The organism is Prosthecobacter sp., assembly GCF_044236155.1.
In the GTDB taxonomy this organism is placed as follows: Bacteria; Verrucomicrobiota; Verrucomicrobiia; order Verrucomicrobiales; family Verrucomicrobiaceae; genus Prosthecobacter.
Genome location: NZ_JBIIHA010000007.1, coordinates 1 through 16,660, shown reverse-complemented (window position 1 = coordinate 16,660; position 16,660 = coordinate 1). Strand labels below are relative to the sequence as shown.

At 61.0% G+C, this 16,660-nt stretch carries 12 protein-coding genes; 5 read left to right on the top strand and 7 right to left on the bottom strand.

From position 1 onward, the window contains the following. Positions 1–15: 15 nt before the first annotated feature. On the top strand, positions 16–1,602 hold the full coding sequence (locus ACILSE_RS07985) for a ribonuclease E/G (protein WP_395716848.1): 1,587 nt from the start codon (positions 16–18) through the stop codon (positions 1,600–1,602). 63 nt (positions 1,603–1,665) lie between these two features. On the opposite strand, the gene ACILSE_RS07980 is transcribed toward ACILSE_RS07985, so the two are convergent. From ACILSE_RS07980 to bamA, 6 genes are all read right to left on the bottom strand, one after another. Next, entirely contained in the window at positions 1,666–3,828 is a 2,163-nt protein-coding gene (locus tag ACILSE_RS07980) for a tetratricopeptide repeat protein (protein ID WP_395716847.1), read from the bottom strand. A 67-nt stretch (positions 3,829–3,895) separates the two neighbouring features. Then, positions 3,896–4,519, bottom strand: a complete 624-nt coding sequence (locus ACILSE_RS07975) for a methyltransferase domain-containing protein (protein ID WP_395716846.1) — start codon at positions 4,517–4,519, stop codon at positions 3,896–3,898. A gap of 18 nt (positions 4,520–4,537) precedes the next feature. Next, entirely contained in the window at positions 4,538–5,764 is a 1,227-nt protein-coding gene (gene trpB, locus ACILSE_RS07970) for a tryptophan synthase subunit beta (RefSeq protein WP_395716845.1), read from the bottom strand. 73 nt (positions 5,765–5,837) lie between these two features. Then, on the bottom strand, positions 5,838–6,899 hold the full coding sequence (gene lpxD, locus ACILSE_RS07965) for a UDP-3-O-(3-hydroxymyristoyl)glucosamine N-acyltransferase (RefSeq protein ID WP_395716844.1): 1,062 nt from the start codon (positions 6,897–6,899) through the stop codon (positions 5,838–5,840). A gap of 81 nt (positions 6,900–6,980) precedes the next feature. Next, positions 6,981–7,610: an OmpH family outer membrane protein gene (locus ACILSE_RS07960; protein ID WP_395716843.1), complete on the bottom strand. Its 630-nt coding sequence runs from the start codon at positions 7,608–7,610 to the stop codon at positions 6,981–6,983. 63 nt (positions 7,611–7,673) lie between these two features. Beyond that, a complete protein-coding gene (gene bamA, locus ACILSE_RS07955; RefSeq protein WP_395716842.1) occupies positions 7,674–10,019 on the bottom strand; it encodes an outer membrane protein assembly factor BamA in 2,346 nt (781 codons plus the stop codon). A gap of 253 nt (positions 10,020–10,272) precedes the next feature. On the opposite strand from bamA, the gene ACILSE_RS07950 reads away from it, so the two are divergent. The 4 genes from ACILSE_RS07950 (at position 10,273) to ACILSE_RS07935 (ending at position 15,956) form a co-directional block, all read left to right on the top strand. Beyond that, positions 10,273–11,154 (top strand): DMT family transporter, encoded by an 882-nt coding sequence (locus ACILSE_RS07950; protein WP_395716841.1) that lies wholly within the window; start codon positions 10,273–10,275, stop codon positions 11,152–11,154. A 46-nt stretch (positions 11,155–11,200) separates the two neighbouring features. Next, entirely contained in the window at positions 11,201–14,374 is a 3,174-nt protein-coding gene (locus ACILSE_RS07945) for a UvrD-helicase domain-containing protein (protein ID WP_395716840.1), read from the top strand. 111 nt (positions 14,375–14,485) lie between these two features. After that, positions 14,486–15,064: an RNA polymerase sigma factor gene (locus tag ACILSE_RS07940; protein ID WP_395716839.1), complete on the top strand. Its 579-nt coding sequence runs from the start codon at positions 14,486–14,488 to the stop codon at positions 15,062–15,064. After that, a complete protein-coding gene (locus ACILSE_RS07935; RefSeq protein WP_395716838.1) occupies positions 15,048–15,956 on the top strand; it encodes an anti-sigma factor domain-containing protein in 909 nt (302 codons plus the stop codon). The genes ACILSE_RS07940 and ACILSE_RS07935 overlap by 17 nt, the downstream gene beginning before the upstream one ends. Positions 15,957–16,042: 86 nt before the next feature. Here ACILSE_RS07935 and ACILSE_RS07930 read toward each other — a convergent pair. Further along, positions 16,043–16,660: plastocyanin/azurin family copper-binding protein (locus tag ACILSE_RS07930; protein ID WP_395716837.1), on the bottom strand; the 618-nt coding region annotated here is incomplete at its 5' end.

Here is a 16,660-nt window from a genome sequence, read left to right as displayed (position 1 = left end):
GGGAACCCAACCATCATGGCATTAACATTCGTCCAAAGAATCAAAGAACTCCTCACCGGCAAACGCGACATCAAAAGCGGCGTGCGCCTCGTCATCAACTGCGAGAAGTTGGAGAACCGTGTCGCCCTGCTCGACAAGGGCGTCGTCGAGGAATACAACATCGAGCGTGTCGGCACGAACAGCCTCATCGGCAGCGTCTTCAAAGGCCGCATCCGCAACATCGAGCAGGGGCTCAAGGCCATGTTCATCGACATCGGCTTCGATAAAAATGCCTTCCTCCACTTCTGGGACGCCATTCCTGCCGCGCTGGATGCGGGCCTCGAAGAGATCAACCGCGGCGGCAGCAAAAAGAAAAAGCGCATCGAGGCCAAGGACATCCCCAGCCTCTATCCGGTCGGCTCCGAAATCATGGTTCAGGTCACCAAAGGGCCGGTCGGCAACAAAGGGCCACGCGTGACGACGAACATCTCGCTCGCCGGCCGCCTGCTCGTTTTGATGCCGCTCAACGACACCTGCGGCATCTCCCGCAAGATCGAAGATCCGAAGGAGCGCGCCCGTCTGCGCAAGATCATCGAGAAAATCAGCCTGCCCGAGGGCATGGGCATCATTCTGCGCACGGAAGCCTCCGGCAAACGAGCGCGCCACATCGTGCGCGATTTGAATATTCTCCTCGACGAGTGGGACCAAATTGTCGCCAAGCGCGACGGACAGAACGCGCCCGTCTGCTGCTTCCAGGAGCCCGATCTCGTCGAGCGCACGGTGCGTGACTTCCTCACCGAGGACATCGACGAAGTCGCCTGCGATGATCTCGCCACTGTTGAGCGCATGCAGCGCATGGCCGCTCACATTTCCGGCCGCGCGAAGCGCCGCATCAACTACTACCAAGGCCAGACCGCCATCTTTGAGCACTACGGCATCCAAAAACAGATCGACAACGCCTTCTACCGCCAGGTGTGGCTTCCCTGCGGCGGCTACATCGTCATCGACCAGACCGAGGCACTCGTCTCCATCGACGTCAACACCGGCCGCAACAAGGGCCACAAGGACGTGGACAAGCTCCTGCTCGAAACCAACCTCGAAGCCGCGGCCGAAGTCGCCCGCCAGCTCCGCCTGCGCAACATGGGCGGACTCATCGTCGTCGATTTCATCGACATGAAGCACCGCCGCGACCAGCAGGCCGTGTCAAAGGCCATGAACGAGCATTTGAAGCGCGACAAGGCCAAGACACAGGTGCTGCCCATCTCGCAGTTCGGCCTCATGGAGATGACCCGCCAGCGCCTGAATGAAAGCCTTGGCACCACGCTCTACGAACCCTGCCCGTACTGCAAAGGCCATGGCCAGGTCAAAACCCCGCTCACCATGAGCGTCGAGCTGCAGCGCCGCCTCGTCAGCGTCCTCGGGCGTGCGAAGGAGGACCAGCGCCAGCTCCTTGTCATCGTCCACCCGGAGGTCATGAACCGCCTCAAGACCGAGGATGGAGAGCTGCTTGTCGATCTTGAGCGCAAATACCACGCCCGTCTCACCTTCCGCAGCGATCCCACCTTCCACCGCGAGCAGATCACCCTAGCGAACGCCGCCACGGGCGAGGAAATCCGGCCCTGATGGTCGAAAAGGAATTTCTGGTGACTCAGAGAGAATGACGAACGGCAAAGTTCGTCATGCCACTCATCGCTGGGATACTTTGCCGCCTTCGAGCAGCTTTTCGAGATTCGAGTCGGGCTTCACGCCCTTTTTGACGGCCTCGCTGTATTCGGCACGGGCCTTGTCCCACTGCGGTGGATCCCAGGTGATGTAAAGCACGGCCAGGTTGAAATGCGCCTCGCCGTAGGCGGGATCGATCGCCAGCGCGGTCTTGAACTCGCGTTCAGCGCGCTCCAGCAGGCTCAATTTCGTGGCGATGATACCGAGATAGTGGCGTCCGCTGGCGTTGTCCGGACGCTTGGCGAGACTTTTCTCGAAATACGTCATCGCATCCTTCCAGCGCTCTTGTTTGAAGTAGGTGACGCCGAGCGCGAACGCCGCGGGCTCGTTCGCCGGGTCGTAAGCGAGCGCTTTTTGCAGCGAGACCTCGGCCTCATCATGCTTGTTGTCACGCTGGCGCGCCATGCCGAGACCGATGAGCGCGGTGACATTCTTGGGCTCCGCGCGCAACGCGTCCTGGTAAAGCTTTGCCGAGCCTTCGAAATCCTTGCTCATGTAGGCTTCGTTGGCCTGGTTGATGATTTTTTCGACGGAAGTGGGCGCGGGCGGAGCGGCTTTCTTGTCGCTGTCCGCCGAGGCGTTGGCGATGAGGGTGGCCTGCACGCCTTTCGGGCCGAGCAATTCACGCACCACCGGATCAGAGAAGAGCTTCTCCTCGTCCGGCGTCAGGATCATGCGCGCGTTCTTCATTTCCTCGACCTGCTTCACAAGCTCGCCGGAGGCGTTCTCCATCTTTTGCAGTTCGGCGATCATGAGATCCTTCGCCGCCTGCTGGCGATGCTGGGCGCGGAGCTGACGCATGATGATGGCGCGGAGCATCTCGTTTTCCTGCGTCAATTCGGGAGTGGCGGCCATCTTCCCGTCCATGCCGGACTGAAGCTCTTTGAGCTGCTTCGTCAGCTCGGCCACCTGGGTCTGGTAAGCGCCGCTTTCCTTGCGCAATTCGGCAAGCTGCGTCTGCAAACCGGTGAGCTGTCCCCGCAGGTCGGCGATCTCCTTGTCCTTGCGCGTCGCATCAGACTTCAGCGTGGCCACCTGCTTCTCCGCATCGGTCAAAGCTTTCTTCAAACGCTCGTTTTCGGCGATGAGGCGCTTCATCTCGGCGCTGCCGGCCTTTTTCTTCGCCTCGTCGAGCTCCGCCTGCAAACCGAGGCTGCGGGCGCTGGCGGCGTCGCGCTCCTTGACGGCCACCTCCTTGTCCTTGATCGCGGTATCACGCTGTTTGACAGCGTCATCTCGTTCCTTGAGGATTTTGTCGCGCTCCTGCTCGATGACATTGATTTTCGCCGAGGCAGCGGCGAGCTTTTCAAACGCGTCCTTCGCGGCGGACTCCGCGGCCATGAGGCGCTGGCCGGTTTTGCGAACTTCGAGATCCACGGCCATTTTCTCCTCCATGAGCTTGTCGAGCTGGGCCTGGGCGGCACGGCCCGCTTCCACATCCCTGGCCATCTGCAGGACGTTTTGCTCCAAGGCGGCGGACTTTTTGCCAAGCGCTTCACTTTGCGCGCGAGCGGTGGTGATCTCGCCGGAAGCCCATTGGTACCACTGCTGCCATTTGCCAAGGTCGAGCTGCATCTGGTTGTTCTGCGTCTCGAGTTCGAGCACGCGCTTCTTGTACATCGCCTCCCACTGGCCGAGCATGTCGCTCAGGCTCGGCAATCCGCCTGAGGAAGAAGGAGCAACAGCAGGCGCGGTCTGCGCCAGCATGCCGGGGGCCGGAATTCCTGCGGCTCCAGCCGCCACGGGCACATTGCCTGGCGAGACAGGGGTTAAAACCTGGGGTGTCGGAGACATCGCCGGCTGCGGGGCCACCTGCTGAGCAAGCCGCGTCTGAATGCGGGTGAGGGAATCCTGAATCTTCTGCTGGCGTGCGGCGCGCATCTCCGGCTGCCACGCCGGGTAGTTGCGCGCGATGCTGTCCATGATCTCGCCAGCCTGCTTGAATTTAGTCTGCGCGAGTGAGAAGTCGCCCGCAGCCTCGAGCTTGGCGGCCTCGTTGTTGAGTACAAAACCACGGAAGTACTGGTCCGCCACCTCGCTGCTGGGGTCGATGGTCTGGGCACGTGTTGCGGAGACGGCCGGAAGGAAAGCCACAACGAACGTGAGGACTTGAAGGAAACGATTCATGGGGTTTGCGGGAGGGGGTGCGATATTACCGCCTCCGGTCCTCTTTGGCAATGGCCTTGGCGGCCCCCTACCCCTGCCGCCGCCGCAGGACGGCCACCCAGCGGTCCACGGACTTGCCCGAAGCATCCTTGAGGGCGCGACTGGCCTTGTTGCGCTTGTTGCTCACGACCTCCATGCCAAGCGCCTCCAGCGCCCGCAGGGCCAGCTGGTGCTCGACATCGAAGTAGCTGGTGATGACGAGCATGCCGTCAGGTCGGAGCTTGGCGATGCCCTGGTCGAAAATTTTCTTCCACAGCTCCTGCCCGTGCCAGAAGTTCTGATGGCGGAGGAAGACCATGTTGAAATCGTCGCCCAGTTCCTTGTGCTGATCGATCTTGGTGGCGTCTTCAATCAAAAACTGCGCGGGCAGATGGCGATGCGTCTCGCGTGCCTGCCGGATCTCGCGGATGCGGATGTCAGCGCCGACCATTTCGACCGGTCCGCCTTTCGTGAGGTCAGAACCGACCTGGATCAGCGTCTCGGCCTCGTCGCAGCGTCCGCAGGCGAGATTCAGGATGCGCATGTCCTTCTGCACCGCAGGCAGATGCGGTGAAAGGGAGTCGTGGAGGAGGGATTTGAGCTTTGCCATGTCCTCCTGGATGGCGTTTTGCGGCTGAGGCAGATCGGAAGATGATGGGATGATCATGCTCATAACCACACTTTGAAGCGATCAGAACTTCAATTCCTCGCCAAAGATCATGCGTGCCGCCTGGGCCACGTCTTTGTCGCCACGACCGCTCAGGTTGACGAGGATGATCTGGTCTTTGCGCATCGTGGGGGCGACTTTGCGCACTTCGGCGATGGCATGGCTGCTCTCGAGGGCGGGGATGATGCCCTCGACCTCGCTGAGCTCGCGGAAGCCGGCGAGTGCCTCGTCGTCCGTGGCATAGTTGTATGTCACGCGGCCCTGGTCGTGCAGCCAGGCATGCTCGGGACCGATGGCAGCGTAATCGAGGCCGGCGCTGACGCTGTGCGTGAGCTCGATCTGGCCGTCAGCGTTGGCGAGCAACCATGTCTTGGTGCCTTGCAACACGCCGAGGCGGCCGCCTTGGAAACGCGCGGCATGTTTTTCGGGCTGGATGCCTTCGCCACCCGCTTCGACGCCGGTCATGCGCACGTCCTTGTCGTTGAGGAAGGGATGGAAAAGACCGATGGAGTTGCTGCCGCCACCGACACAGGCAACGAGCAGATCAGGCAGGCGACCTTCGCGTTCCAAAATCTGCCGGCGCGCCTCAACGCCGATGACACGGTGAAAATCGCGCACCATCATCGGGAACGGATGCGATCCGAGCGCGGAGCCCAGGATATAATGCGTGGTGCGCACATTCGTGACCCAGTCGCGCATGGCCTCGTTGACGGCCTCTTTAAGCGTGGCCTGTCCAGCGGTGACGGCGACGACTTTGGCCCCGAGGAAGCGCATGCGGGCGACATTGAGCGCCTGGCGCTCCATATCGACCTTGCCCATGTAAATCGTGCAATCGAAGCCGAAGCGCGCGCAAACCGTGGCGGTGGCGACACCGTGCTGACCGGCGCCGGTTTCGGCAATGATGCGTTTTTTGCCAAGACGCTGAGCGAGCAGGATCTGGCCGAGGGCATTGTTGATCTTGTGCGCCCCCGTATGCAGCAGGTCCTCGCGCTTGAGATAAATTTTCGCGCCGCCGAGTTTTTCGGTCCAGCGTTCGGCAAGGTAGAGCGGCGTGGGCCGCCCGACGTATTCGTGGAGCAGGCGGTCGAGCTCCTTCTGGAACGCAGGATCGGCCTTGGCCTTCTCGTAATGGTCTGAAAGCTCGGTGAGGGCCGCCATGAGCGTTTCAGGCACAAACATGCCGCCGTACGGACCGAAGTGGCCGTGGGTGTCTGGCATCACAGGAAGCGGAAGGATCGAGGCGGCGGTCATGGGGTGGCGAAAGTAGAACGGATGCCGTTTTTGGCAACGTCCACCCTGCAATACGCCTGCAGAACCTTCCCGATCACTCCTTCGTGGCCCCGCCTTCGAGCGCGGCGAGCTTTTTCTCCAGCTCACGGACGCGTTCGATCAATTCTGGGATGCGGGCGGGCAGGCTGAGCATTTTGCGTCCTTCCATGAGCGGACGGGCCGGGTAGCCAGTGTAAGCACCGGGCTGCAGCACGTTTTTGGTGACGCCGGATTTGGCCAGGAACATGACCTGGTCACCGATCTCAAGGTGACCGGCGACACCGACCTGCCCCCCCATGGTGACGTAGTTGCCTAGGCGGGTGCTGCCGGAGATGCCGGTCTGCGAGACGATGATGCAGTGCTTTCCAATCACGCAATTGTGGCCGATCTGGACGAGGTTGTCGATCTTGCTGCCTTCCCCGATCCATGTGCGGCCAAATCGGGCGCGGTCGATGGTGGTACAGGAGCCGATTTCAACGTCGTCGTCGATCTGAACAATGCCAACCTGGTCGATCTTCTGGTGGCGGCCTTTGACGAGTTCGTAACCAAAACCGTCCGAGCCGATGACCGAGCCGCTGTGCAGAACGACTCGGTTGCCGAGAACACAGCGGTCTTTGATGACCGCGTTCGCGTGAATGACACAGTCCGTGCCGAGTTTGACTCCCCGACCAATGAACGCACCCGCGTGAATGGCACAGCCAGCGCCGATAACCACGCCGCTTTCAATGACGGCATTCGGGCCGATGCTCACCCTTTGCGGATCAAACAACACATCATTGGCAACCACCGCGGTCTCATGAACGCCGGGCACGAAAGCGACGGAAGGCGGGCCGAAGAAGCGGATGACGCTGGAGAAGGCAAGCGTCGGGTTTTTGACACGGATTAACGCGAGATCTGGCGGCGCTTCCGAAATGTCCTGATCGTCGGGGACGAGCGCTGCGGTAGCACGGGTGGTTTTGAGCGCCGGGAGGTAGCGCACGTTGCCAAGGAACGTGACCTCTCCCTCGACGGCATCGGTGATGGAATTCAGGCCGGTGATGAGCCTTTCAGCAGATCCGGCGGCAAGTTTGCCACCGACGAGTTCGGCCAGTTTTTGCAGATTGATCGAATTGCTCATGATTGTTGGAAAATGGCGCTGAAAAAGCAAAAAGGCACGCCGCAATCACGCACGACGTGCCTTGGAAAGAACTGCGCCGGCTTATTTCTTCGCTTCCTCAGCCTTGGGCGTGGCAGCCTCCTGCTTTTTCGGTTCGGCGCCGGGAGGCGGGGCGTTCTTGTTCAATTCGACAATAAGCTGGTCGGTAAGGTCGGTGGCCGCGCCTTCTTTGACGTGCAAAATAACCGGGATGGTGGAGAGGCTGACGCCGGTCTTGTCAAAGACGAGGTCGAAGCCCTCGGCCTTGGATTTGTCACGCACGACAACGAGAATCTCCTCATAGAGCCCCTTGCGGATCTGCATGTCCTCCTGCTTCAACTGGGTCTGCCGGCGCTCGGCAAACTCCTGCATCTCCATTTCCATCGAGCGAATTTCCTTCACCTTCTCACCAAGTTCAGCGGCATATTTGTTGCGTTGTTCTGGTGTGATGATGGGGTCTTGGGCCGTTTTTTGAAGCTTGGCCGCTTCGTTGGCGAGGTTTTTGTAAACTGTCTGGCGCTCCTGCATCTCCTGGGCGGCCTTCTCGTAGTTTCCTTTGTACTTCTCGGCCGCAGTCTTGGTCTTGTGAAACTCTTGGAAGACCTTGGACATGTCAATGACGCCAATTTTGAGGTCGGCGGCCAGAATGGATGCCGTGGTTAGGAAGATTGCGGTGAACGCTGTACGAATCATAATGGAATTGGAGTTTGAATGGGATTGATCCGGCGGACAAACAAAATGTCCGACACAATGGGATTAAAACCTGTAGCCCATGTTGAACTGGAACCGGCCAGAATCAGAAAACTGATCTGTGTCCACTGGAATAGCATAATCCACGCGGATAGGACCGATGGGCAGGAACAGACGCAGGCCGATGCCGATATCGGAATAAATATCGCCATTGCCCACAAAGGCACCCGTGGCTCCGCTGATGCTGCTGACATCGCCGAAGAATGCCACCCGTGGTGCCTTGTCAGCCGAAGCCCCCATGATGTTTACCGGCACCGTATACTCAGCGGAGAGGAAGATGGCAGTGGTTCCACCGAGGGGCTCGCCTGTGTTGTCCTTGGGGCCGGCCTCACGGAAATCAAAGCCGCGCATGTTGTTCGCACCGCCCAGAAAAAGTCGCTCGAAGATTGGCAGCCGTGTGCCGCCCCAATTCTGAGCTGCTCTGAAACTTCCCTCGAAACTCAAGATTGTATCTCCGACCAAGTTAAAGAACTGCTGCCCGGTCACGGATGCTCCATATGCCTCCACATCCAGCGCGGAGGCAAAGACCCCGGCCTCGAATCTGTGACCCGTGCGGGGCAGGAAAATATTGTCTATCGTCACATGTGACCAGGATACATTGAGCTTGCTCTGCATATAGGAACCCGCCTCCTGCCTGATGAGGGCAGTTGCGGCCGGGTCGATGTTATCGATCTGCACCTGCTGCAACGTGATGCCTCCGTCGATGAACGAATGCTCTCCGGTCTGCTTGCGCAAGCTGACCGCAGCCCCCGCCTCGGTCTGGTCAAACCTGTTCGAGATGAAAAACAAGTTCCGGTAGAACAGATCGACGGTCAGGGCCAGCGGACGCCCCATGAACCACGGCTCGGTCCAACTCACGCTCGCGTCACGACGCAAGGCACCAGCGCGGATGTTGGCATTGAAACGCTGGCCGCCGCCACGGAAGTCCTTCCAGTCAGAGATGTCGAAGTTGGTCTGCGTGACGGCAATGAACGCGGTCAGGCTGTCGATCGAGCTGAGGCCGGCACCGAAGTTCACCGTGCCAGTGCTCTGCTCGACAACGTTGATGTCCACATCCTTATATCCTTCGTTGAGGGAAGGCGTGTTGCGCACATCGACGGCGCTGAAGTAATTCAGGTTTTGCAGGCGGTTTTTGCCGGCTTCAATCTTCACCGTATTCAATTCCTCACCGGGCGCGAAGGGCAGTTCCCGGCGGATGACCTCGTCCTTCGTGACGGAGTTGCCCGAGATGTTGACCTTGCTGATGTAGGATTTGGCACCCTCGGTGATGCTGTAAGCCACCGCAACCTGCCCGGGGGCGCTTTCGAGAATGCTGGTTTCGACGCGTGCGTCCGCATAACCACGCGATCCATAATAATCCTGGATCATCTTCTCGTCGGCTTTCACAAAACTGCCCTTATAAGGAAAGCCCGCCTCCTGTCGGATACCCTTCATCAGTTCGTCCTGCGAATAGATGGTATTGCCTGAAAGGGTCACGCCCGACACATCATAACGCGCCCCCTCGCTTATCACATAAACAATGTCGATTTCCTTCGCGGACACTGGCTCGCGACGCACTTCCGTGACCTTGGCATACACATAGCCCTCGTCCTGGAATGACTGCTCGATGATTTTGATGTCTTCCTGAAGGTCCTGGTTGTTCAGCTTGCCTTTTTTGCCCCAAAGATTCCAGAAGTGATGCTCTTTGGATTTGAGCTTGGCGCGCAGCTTGCGGGCGCTGATGGCGGTGTTGCCCTCGAAACGGATGTCATGGATGATGCCGCGGGCTCCTTCGTCGATTTTATACACCACGCTGGAGAAACCCTCGCGTGCGGACTGGGCGATCTCATAGCTCACGATCACATCGGAGTAACCCTTCTTCTCATATGCCTCGACGATCTTCTGTTGTCCGGCGGTGAGTTTTCCATCGTCCACAGGATCGCCGATGTTGATCTCGCTCTTTTTGATCAGATCCTTGCTGTCAAAAACGGTGTTGCCCAGGAAGGCGATGTCACCAATACCGCCTCGACCCGTGATCTCGACGATGACCTTCACCCCGCCGGCCACGTCCACAGCGCGGATGTCGAGATTTTCCACGGCACCGGTGCTGTAGAGGGCGCGGATGTCGCGCTCCACGGCCTCGTCTGTGAATGGCTGTCCCACACGCGTCGAAAGCTGGCTGCGCACCCGGTTTTCATCCAACTTCACACCGCCCTTGAGGATGATCTGCACATCCTTGACGATTCTCTTCATGTCCGGTGCCACCGGGATGACGCTCTGGGCCTGAACACGACAAGGAGCGGCAATCATCAGGCTGAGGGCTGTCGTGACGAAAAGAGCGAGACACGACTTGGAGAAAAGGCCTTGATTCATGAGTTAGAGTAGGGACTTGGGAAAAGGGGCAGCCGTCAAAATCGACGGTCACAGCCTGTGGGCACCGGAAGCCGCATTACTGCTTCCTGAGGGCTTCGCGTCAAGGTGTAAGTTCTTCCCGAATTCCTGCCTGCTTTCGCATAGTTGAGAGCATTCCGCGCCTCATAAAATTGCGTGAGCAAGCAAACCTTCTTCGGAAACCACTGGGAGTTTAGGGTCTGCAGGGTAAAAAGAGAATCACCCCACCCCTCGCATGCCCCGCATCCTCACCCGTGATTATCTCCAGCTTCACCTTGTCGTGCTGGCGTGGGGTTTAACCGCGATTTTGGGGAAGCTCATCATCCTCGCCCCGGTGGATCTCGTCGTGGGACGCACAGCGCTGGCGGCGCTTGGTTTTGCGTTGCTCGCCCGCTTCTCGCGGCGAAGTTTGCGCATCCCGCGAACGCGCATGCTCGGGATGGTCGGCGTTGGCGCCATCCTCGGCATGCACTGGATTTTGTTCTTCTGGTCCGCGCGGCTCGCCACCGCTTCGGTCTGCCTCGCCGCCATGCCCACGTCGATGCTCTGGTGCTCCATCATCGAGCCGCTGATCGACGGCTCTCGGCGCTGGCGGCCGTCAGAGCTGCTGGTCGGTGTCATCATGGTCGGAGCGGTGTGGCTCATCTACGAGGTTGAGTTCCGCTACTGGCTCGGATTCTCAGTCGCCATCGCCGCCGCCGTATTTGCGGCATTTTTCGCCACATTCAGCAAGCAGCAGGTCGCCAAGGACACCCACTGGAGCGTCATCGGCTTTTTTCAAATGTCGGGCGCATGCCTCGCCGCGCTGATATCGCGTCCCTTTCTCGAAAAAGGCCTCCTGCCCGCGTTGCCGGACGCTTCCTCGGCGTTTTGGCTCCTCGTTCTCGCTATGATCTGCACCGTCGCGGCTTACGCGGGCTTCATGGACGTGCTTCGCCGCGTCAGTGTCTTCACCGTGAATGTCATATACAACATGGAGCCCGTTTACGGCATCCTCCTCGCCGCGCTCGTGTTTGGCAGAGCCGAGTTCATGAGCGGGGGCTTCTATGTTGGCGCTGGCATCATCATCGCCGTCGTCCTAGCGCTACCCTGGATGCGCCGCAGGGTGGAGAAATGACCGCGCTGGACACGCCGCGCCGCGTGCGCTTGCATCACGCCCACGCGTGAACCGCCTCCGCCACATCCTCGTCTCCGCCTCCGCCGGTTCGGGCAAAACATACCAGTTGGTGCGGCGGCATCTGCATCTGCTCGCGCTCGGGCAGAAGCCGGAGGGCATCGCGGCCATGACCTTCACGCGCAAGGCGGCAGGCGAATTCTTCCAGCGCATCCTGCAGCGGCTTTCCGTGCTCTCGCAGCACGGCGAGAAGCCGGAAAACTATTTTGGAGGCATGGCTCCGCTGCCCGCGTCGTGGCCGGAGTTCGCCACGTTGCTGCGGCAGGTCACAAGGCGGCTGCACCGGCTTCGGCTGGGCACGATGGACAGTTTTTTCGCCAACATCGCCGCCTGCTTCCCGCTAGAGCTCGGCCTGCCGCTTGGCGCGAAGGTCATGGCCGAGGATGAGACCGCGCAGGCGCGCCATGAGGCGCTCGACGCGCTGCTGGAGCGCATCCACGCCTCGCGGGATGAAGCCGCCGCACGTGCCCTGTTGGAAGGCTTCAAGCAGGCCACCTTCGGCGTCGAGGAACGCAGTGCGGTGAGCAGCCTCGAGACTTGGATCAAGGAACACCACACCACCTGGCTCGACGGCGATGGCGTCTCGTCCTGGGGCATGCTTCCCGGCGTTGATCTCGCGAAGGAGGACGATCTCGCCTCCGCGTTGGATGATTTGAGGGATCGTTTTGTGCCGCGCACGGATGAAGGTGCCCGCTTTTTTGAGGAATTGCTGATCCAGGCGGCGGGATGGGAGGCGGGAACGTCGCCGCCAAAACGTGTGGTGTATTTTTTGGAGAAGACGGCAGCGGTCTGGCAGGAACTGCATGCTGGCAAAGCCGAGATCGCCTGGGGACGCGGCAAAAAAACCGAACTCTGCGGCGAAACGGCCCGTACCTGGGTCCGCGTGGCCGCCGCGCTGCTGAATCGCGAGCTTCGCTGCCGCGCGCAGCGCACGCGCGGGATGGCAGCGCTGATGGAACTTTATGAATCCGAGTATGCGCGGCGTGTGCGCTCGCGCGGAAGGCTTTCCTTTGCCGATGTTCAGCGTCTGCTCGCCGAGGCGACGGACAGCAGCGCGGAGTGGATCGACAATGAGAGCGGCGATTTGTGGTTCCGGCTCGACGGGCGCCACGACCACTGGCTCTTCGACGAATTTCAGGACACCAGCCGCGTGCAGTGGAACGTCGTGCGCGGACTCGTGGACGAGGTGATGCAGGACGACTCCGGCAGACGCAGTTTTTATGCCGTCGGTGATCCGAAGCAGTCGATCTACCTGTGGCGGCAGGCGGAGCCGGGGTTGTTCGACGAAGTTCAGAAAAACTGGCCCCGTCATGATGCGGAAGGCCTGCACATGGACACGCTCAGCCAGTCCTTCCGCAGCGCTCCGGCCGTTCTGGACATGGTGAACGCGGTGTTCGCGGACAAGGGCGCGATCGAAGCGCTGCTGCCCGGCTGCACGAACGGTTTCGCTTTTGAAAAACATCAGGCGGCGGAGCGCAATGAGCATCTTTCGGGCTACGCGGCGCTGCTCGGTGTTCCGCATGAGGAAGGCGTGCGCAACCCATCGACCACGCCCGCAATCGTCGCGTTGTTAAGGGAAATCCGCCCGCTGGAGCGCGGTTTGTCGTGCGCGGTGCTGGTGCGCGGGAACAAGGACGCGAACGAGATCGCCGAGGAGCTGCGCGCGGAGACGGGCATGGAGATCGTGTGCGAATCCCAGCAGCATCCGGCCACGGACAACGCGGTGACTCTTTCCCTGCTCTCCCTGCTGCAACTAGCCGCGCATCCGGGAGACACGCTGGCGCTGGAGCATCTGAAAATGACGCCGCTGTGGCCGCAGATCGAGTCTGGTGAACAAAAGTGGCCACTGACCGCGAGTCAGGTGCGCAATGAGGTGTTTGAGCACGGCTTCGTAGGCTTCACAGAGGTCTGGACGCGGCATCTGCGCGCCTTGCTGCCGGAGATGGACGCGTTTCACGAGCTGCGGCTGCGCCAGTTCGGCGAGATCGCCGCCGAGTTCGACGCGGGCGGCTCGCGGGACATCGACGCCTTCATCAAGCATGCGCGCGAGACGCCGATGAAGGTGCGGGGTGCTTCAAACGCGGTGCAGGTGATGACGATTCACAAGTCGAAGGGCCTGGAGTTCGACGTGGTGATCCTGCCGGACCTGAATGGCACGACGATGAACGAGGTGCGGCGTCGCTCGCTGATCGTAAACCGCGAAGCGGGGCGGATTTCGTGGGTGCTGCAGGCGCCGCGGAGTGAATTCACACCACTGCATGAAGGTTTGAGCGCGGAACTGGAGCTGTCGCGGCAGCAGGCGGGTTTTGAGTCGCTCTGCCGGTTGTATGTGGCGATGACGCGGGTGAAACGCGGCCTGTATCTGATCGCGCAGCCACCGCCTAAGAAGGAGGACGCGGCGATGAAGGAGGCGCAGTTTTTGCGGAGGACTTTGGGCGCGTCGGATGCCGGACAGGAATGTCCGTCCTACTCCATCGAGTGGCAGACGGGTGATCCGGCGTGGTTTGCGGACTCAATTCGCGAAGAACCAAACCAGCCGGGTATCAAGATTGTCTCGCGTCCGCTGGGTGAGCTGCTGCGGGAGTTCCAGCCGCTGGCGAAGCGTGTGACGCCTTCAGGCGAGGAGGAATTCCGCATGAAGGGCAAGGTTTTGTTCAGCGAGGGCCGCGAGCCGGGTCGCAGGCTGGGAAGCCTCGTCCACGAGCTGCTGGCACACGTCGAGTGGTGGGACACGCGGTCGGATTTCGCGGCGCTCGAATCACGCTGGAAGGCGGCGGGGCTGCTGCGCGGCGAGGCGATCGAGGCGACCGCCGTTTCGATGGTGCGCGAGGTTTTGCGCTCGGAAGCGGCGGCGTTCGCGTTTGCAAAACCCGGGCCGGACGCCGTGGCGTGGCGGGAGCGGCCGTTTGACCTGATTCATGAGGGGAACTGGATCAGCGGCGTGTTTGACCGTGTGGTGGTGCTGCCGGACGCGGTGAGGCTGATTGACTTCAAAACGGACGAGGTGGCCGATGAGGCGGCGCTGGAGGAAAAAATCGCGGGTTACCGGCCGCAGATCGCTCTTTATCGGAAGGCGCTGGCGCGACTGACAGGCCTGAAGCCGGAAAACATCGAGTGCGCGCTGCTTTTTCTGCGCAACGGACGGCTGGCGGAGATTAGATGATTTTTTTGAATCCAGGGCGTGTTTGGCGACGCAAAAACTTGTGTGATCGCGCTGGCTCTGGCATGGAATCCGCCTCTCATCGGCCCTGCGGCGCGATGCGCGCCAATCCCCATGCCCCAAACCGAACTCAGCGAAGAAGACCTGCTCCTGCGTGTGGCACGCAAGGACACGCGCGCCTTCGACCAGCTCTACGACGCGCTGGCCCCGAGGCTGTACGGCCTGCTGCGGCAGATGCTGCACGATGAGCGGGAAGCGGAGGAGGTGATGCAGGACAGCTTTGTGCATCTGTGGGAAAGCGCGGGTGGCTTCGATCCCGAGCGCGGCCGTGCCTTCACCTGGGCGGTGATGCTGTTCCGCCACAAGGCCATCGACCGCATGCGCGCGCTGGGCCGCCGCACCCGTCTGGTGGAAAGCGCCGCGCTGGAGCAGGCGGCGCTGTCCGCGCAGCCGCCCTCCGCCGACGAGGGCGTGATGGCCGACGAGCGCCGTGGCGTGGTGCGCTCCGCACTGGACGAGCTGCCGAAGGATCAACGCCAGTTGATCGAATGCGCGTTTTTGAAAGGCCTGACCCACCACGTGATCTCGGAGTCGCTCGGACTTCCGCTCGGCACCGTGAAGACCAACATCCGCCGCGGGCTGCTGCGCCTGCGCGAACTGCTGAAAGGAGGCTCCGATGGACGAACGCTCTGAAGAACTGGCCGCGCTGAACGCGCTCGGCATGCTAGAGAGCGATGAAAAACGCGTCCTCCACGGCTCGTGCGTGACGGACAAGGATCTGCGCGCCTTTACAGCCGAACTGGAGGCCACGGCCGCAGAACTCGGGCGTCTGGTGGCGCATGTGCAGCCGCCTGCGGACATGAAACGCCGGATTCGCGCGAAAATCCGCGCCCGCAGCGGCAGGTTCTCATCGGTCTCGCCCGGCGTGATGACCGGCGCCCTCGGCTGGGGTCTGGCGGCGGCGCTGGCCGTCGCCTCGGTCTGGCTGTGGAATGAACGCGGCAAGCTGGAGCGCGAGCTCGCCAACGCCTCGGACATGATCGCCAAGGTGCTGCCGGCCGCCGACACGAACAAGGGACAGGTGCAAACCCTGGAGCAGACGCTCAAGAACATGCGCGATGATTTTGAGAAAAAGCAGGCCGCGCTGACCACGGAGATCGACACGCTGCGCAAACGCGAGACGGAGGCGCAGGCCAGGATCGCCCAACTCGTCGCCGAGGCGGAGGAGATGAAAAAGCAGGACGCTCAGTCACAGCTCCAGATCGCCACCTTGCAAAGTGAGGTCTGGGAATACCGCCGTGCCGAGATGATCGTGGTCTGGGATGCCCGCCGCAGCCAGGGTGCTCTGATGCTGGACAAAATGCCGAAGGTGGAGGCCGGGAAGGACTACCAGCTCTGGGTCGTTGATCCGAAAAGCCCTGAGCCCGTCAGCGCCGGCGTGGTGAAGGTGGATGACAAGGGCTCGGCCAAAACCTCCTTCAAACCCGTCGCCTCCGTGAGCAGCGCCGCAAAATTCGCGATCAGCGTGGAGGCCAAGGGCGGCGTGGAGAAGAAGGCCGGACCGGTCGTGATGATGGGGCCATGAGCCGTTTTGGATCGCAATGACGAAGTCCGAACTGACAAGAAATTCGGTCATTCGGCCTTCATTCGTCGTTCTGGTTTCGGATTTCGTCATTCCACGATCATCTCCCCTTTCATCACCAGCCAGTGCCCCGGGAACGTGCAGATATACGGATAGCGGCCTTTCGCGGTCGGCGCGGTGAAGCGCAGCACCTCGCGGTCGCCTTGGTTGAGCATCTTGGTCTTGTGCAGGATCTTCGGGGAGTCGGGGATGAAGCCTTTGGCGAAGCCGTCGGGCGTTTTGGCCATTTCGTTGCCGGCGAGGCCGACTTCGTCCGCTGCGCCGGGCTGGACGATGAGGAGATTGTGCGGGGTGACGTCGGGATTTTCGAAGACGAGCTTCACGGGGGCTCCGGGAGCGACTTTGAATTCGCGCAGGTCGTAGAGCAGGCGCTCGGGGATGGTCTTGATGGTGATGGTTTGCAGGCCGGGCTGCGCGTCGAAGGGGTTCGGCGGCTCGGGCTTCTTCTTTTTCGCCATGAGGGCGGGCTTGGTGGGCTCGCTGTCTTTGAGGAACTTTTCGAGCTCGGGATGCTTCGCCAAGAAGGCGGTGTTGCCCTTCCAAAGCGGCTGCAGCGTGTGGCTGTCGAGCGAGGTGCGCAGCGCGTAGGTGAGGTAAGGGTCCATCGGGTGCTTCAGCAGATCGAGCGCGGCCTCCAAGGCCTCCGG

Bases quoted from the DNA above. Each gene is read 5' to 3' on its own strand.
- trpB (WP_395716845.1), bottom strand. From the start codon at position 5,764: ATGACCGCCGCCTCGATCCTTCCGCTTCCTGTGATGCCAGACACCCAC.
- ACILSE_RS07985 (WP_395716848.1), top strand. From the start codon at position 16: ATGGCATTAACATTCGTCCAAAGAATCAAAGAACTCCTCACCGGCAAA.
- ACILSE_RS07980 (WP_395716847.1), bottom strand. From the start codon at position 3,828: ATGAATCGTTTCCTTCAAGTCCTCACGTTCGTTGTGGCTTTCCTTCCG.
- bamA (WP_395716842.1), bottom strand. From the start codon at position 10,019: ATGAATCAAGGCCTTTTCTCCAAGTCGTGTCTCGCTCTTTTCGTCACG.
- ACILSE_RS07940 (WP_395716839.1), top strand. From the start codon at position 14,486: ATGCCCCAAACCGAACTCAGCGAAGAAGACCTGCTCCTGCGTGTGGCA.
- ACILSE_RS07975 (WP_395716846.1), bottom strand. From the start codon at position 4,519: ATGAGCATGATCATCCCATCATCTTCCGATCTGCCTCAGCCGCAAAAC.
- lpxD (WP_395716844.1), bottom strand. From the start codon at position 6,899: ATGAGCAATTCGATCAATCTGCAAAAACTGGCCGAACTCGTCGGTGGC.
- ACILSE_RS07960 (WP_395716843.1), bottom strand. From the start codon at position 7,610: ATGATTCGTACAGCGTTCACCGCAATCTTCCTAACCACGGCATCCATT.
- ACILSE_RS07935 (WP_395716838.1), top strand. From the start codon at position 15,048: ATGGACGAACGCTCTGAAGAACTGGCCGCGCTGAACGCGCTCGGCATG.
- ACILSE_RS07950 (WP_395716841.1), top strand. From the start codon at position 10,273: ATGCCCCGCATCCTCACCCGTGATTATCTCCAGCTTCACCTTGTCGTG.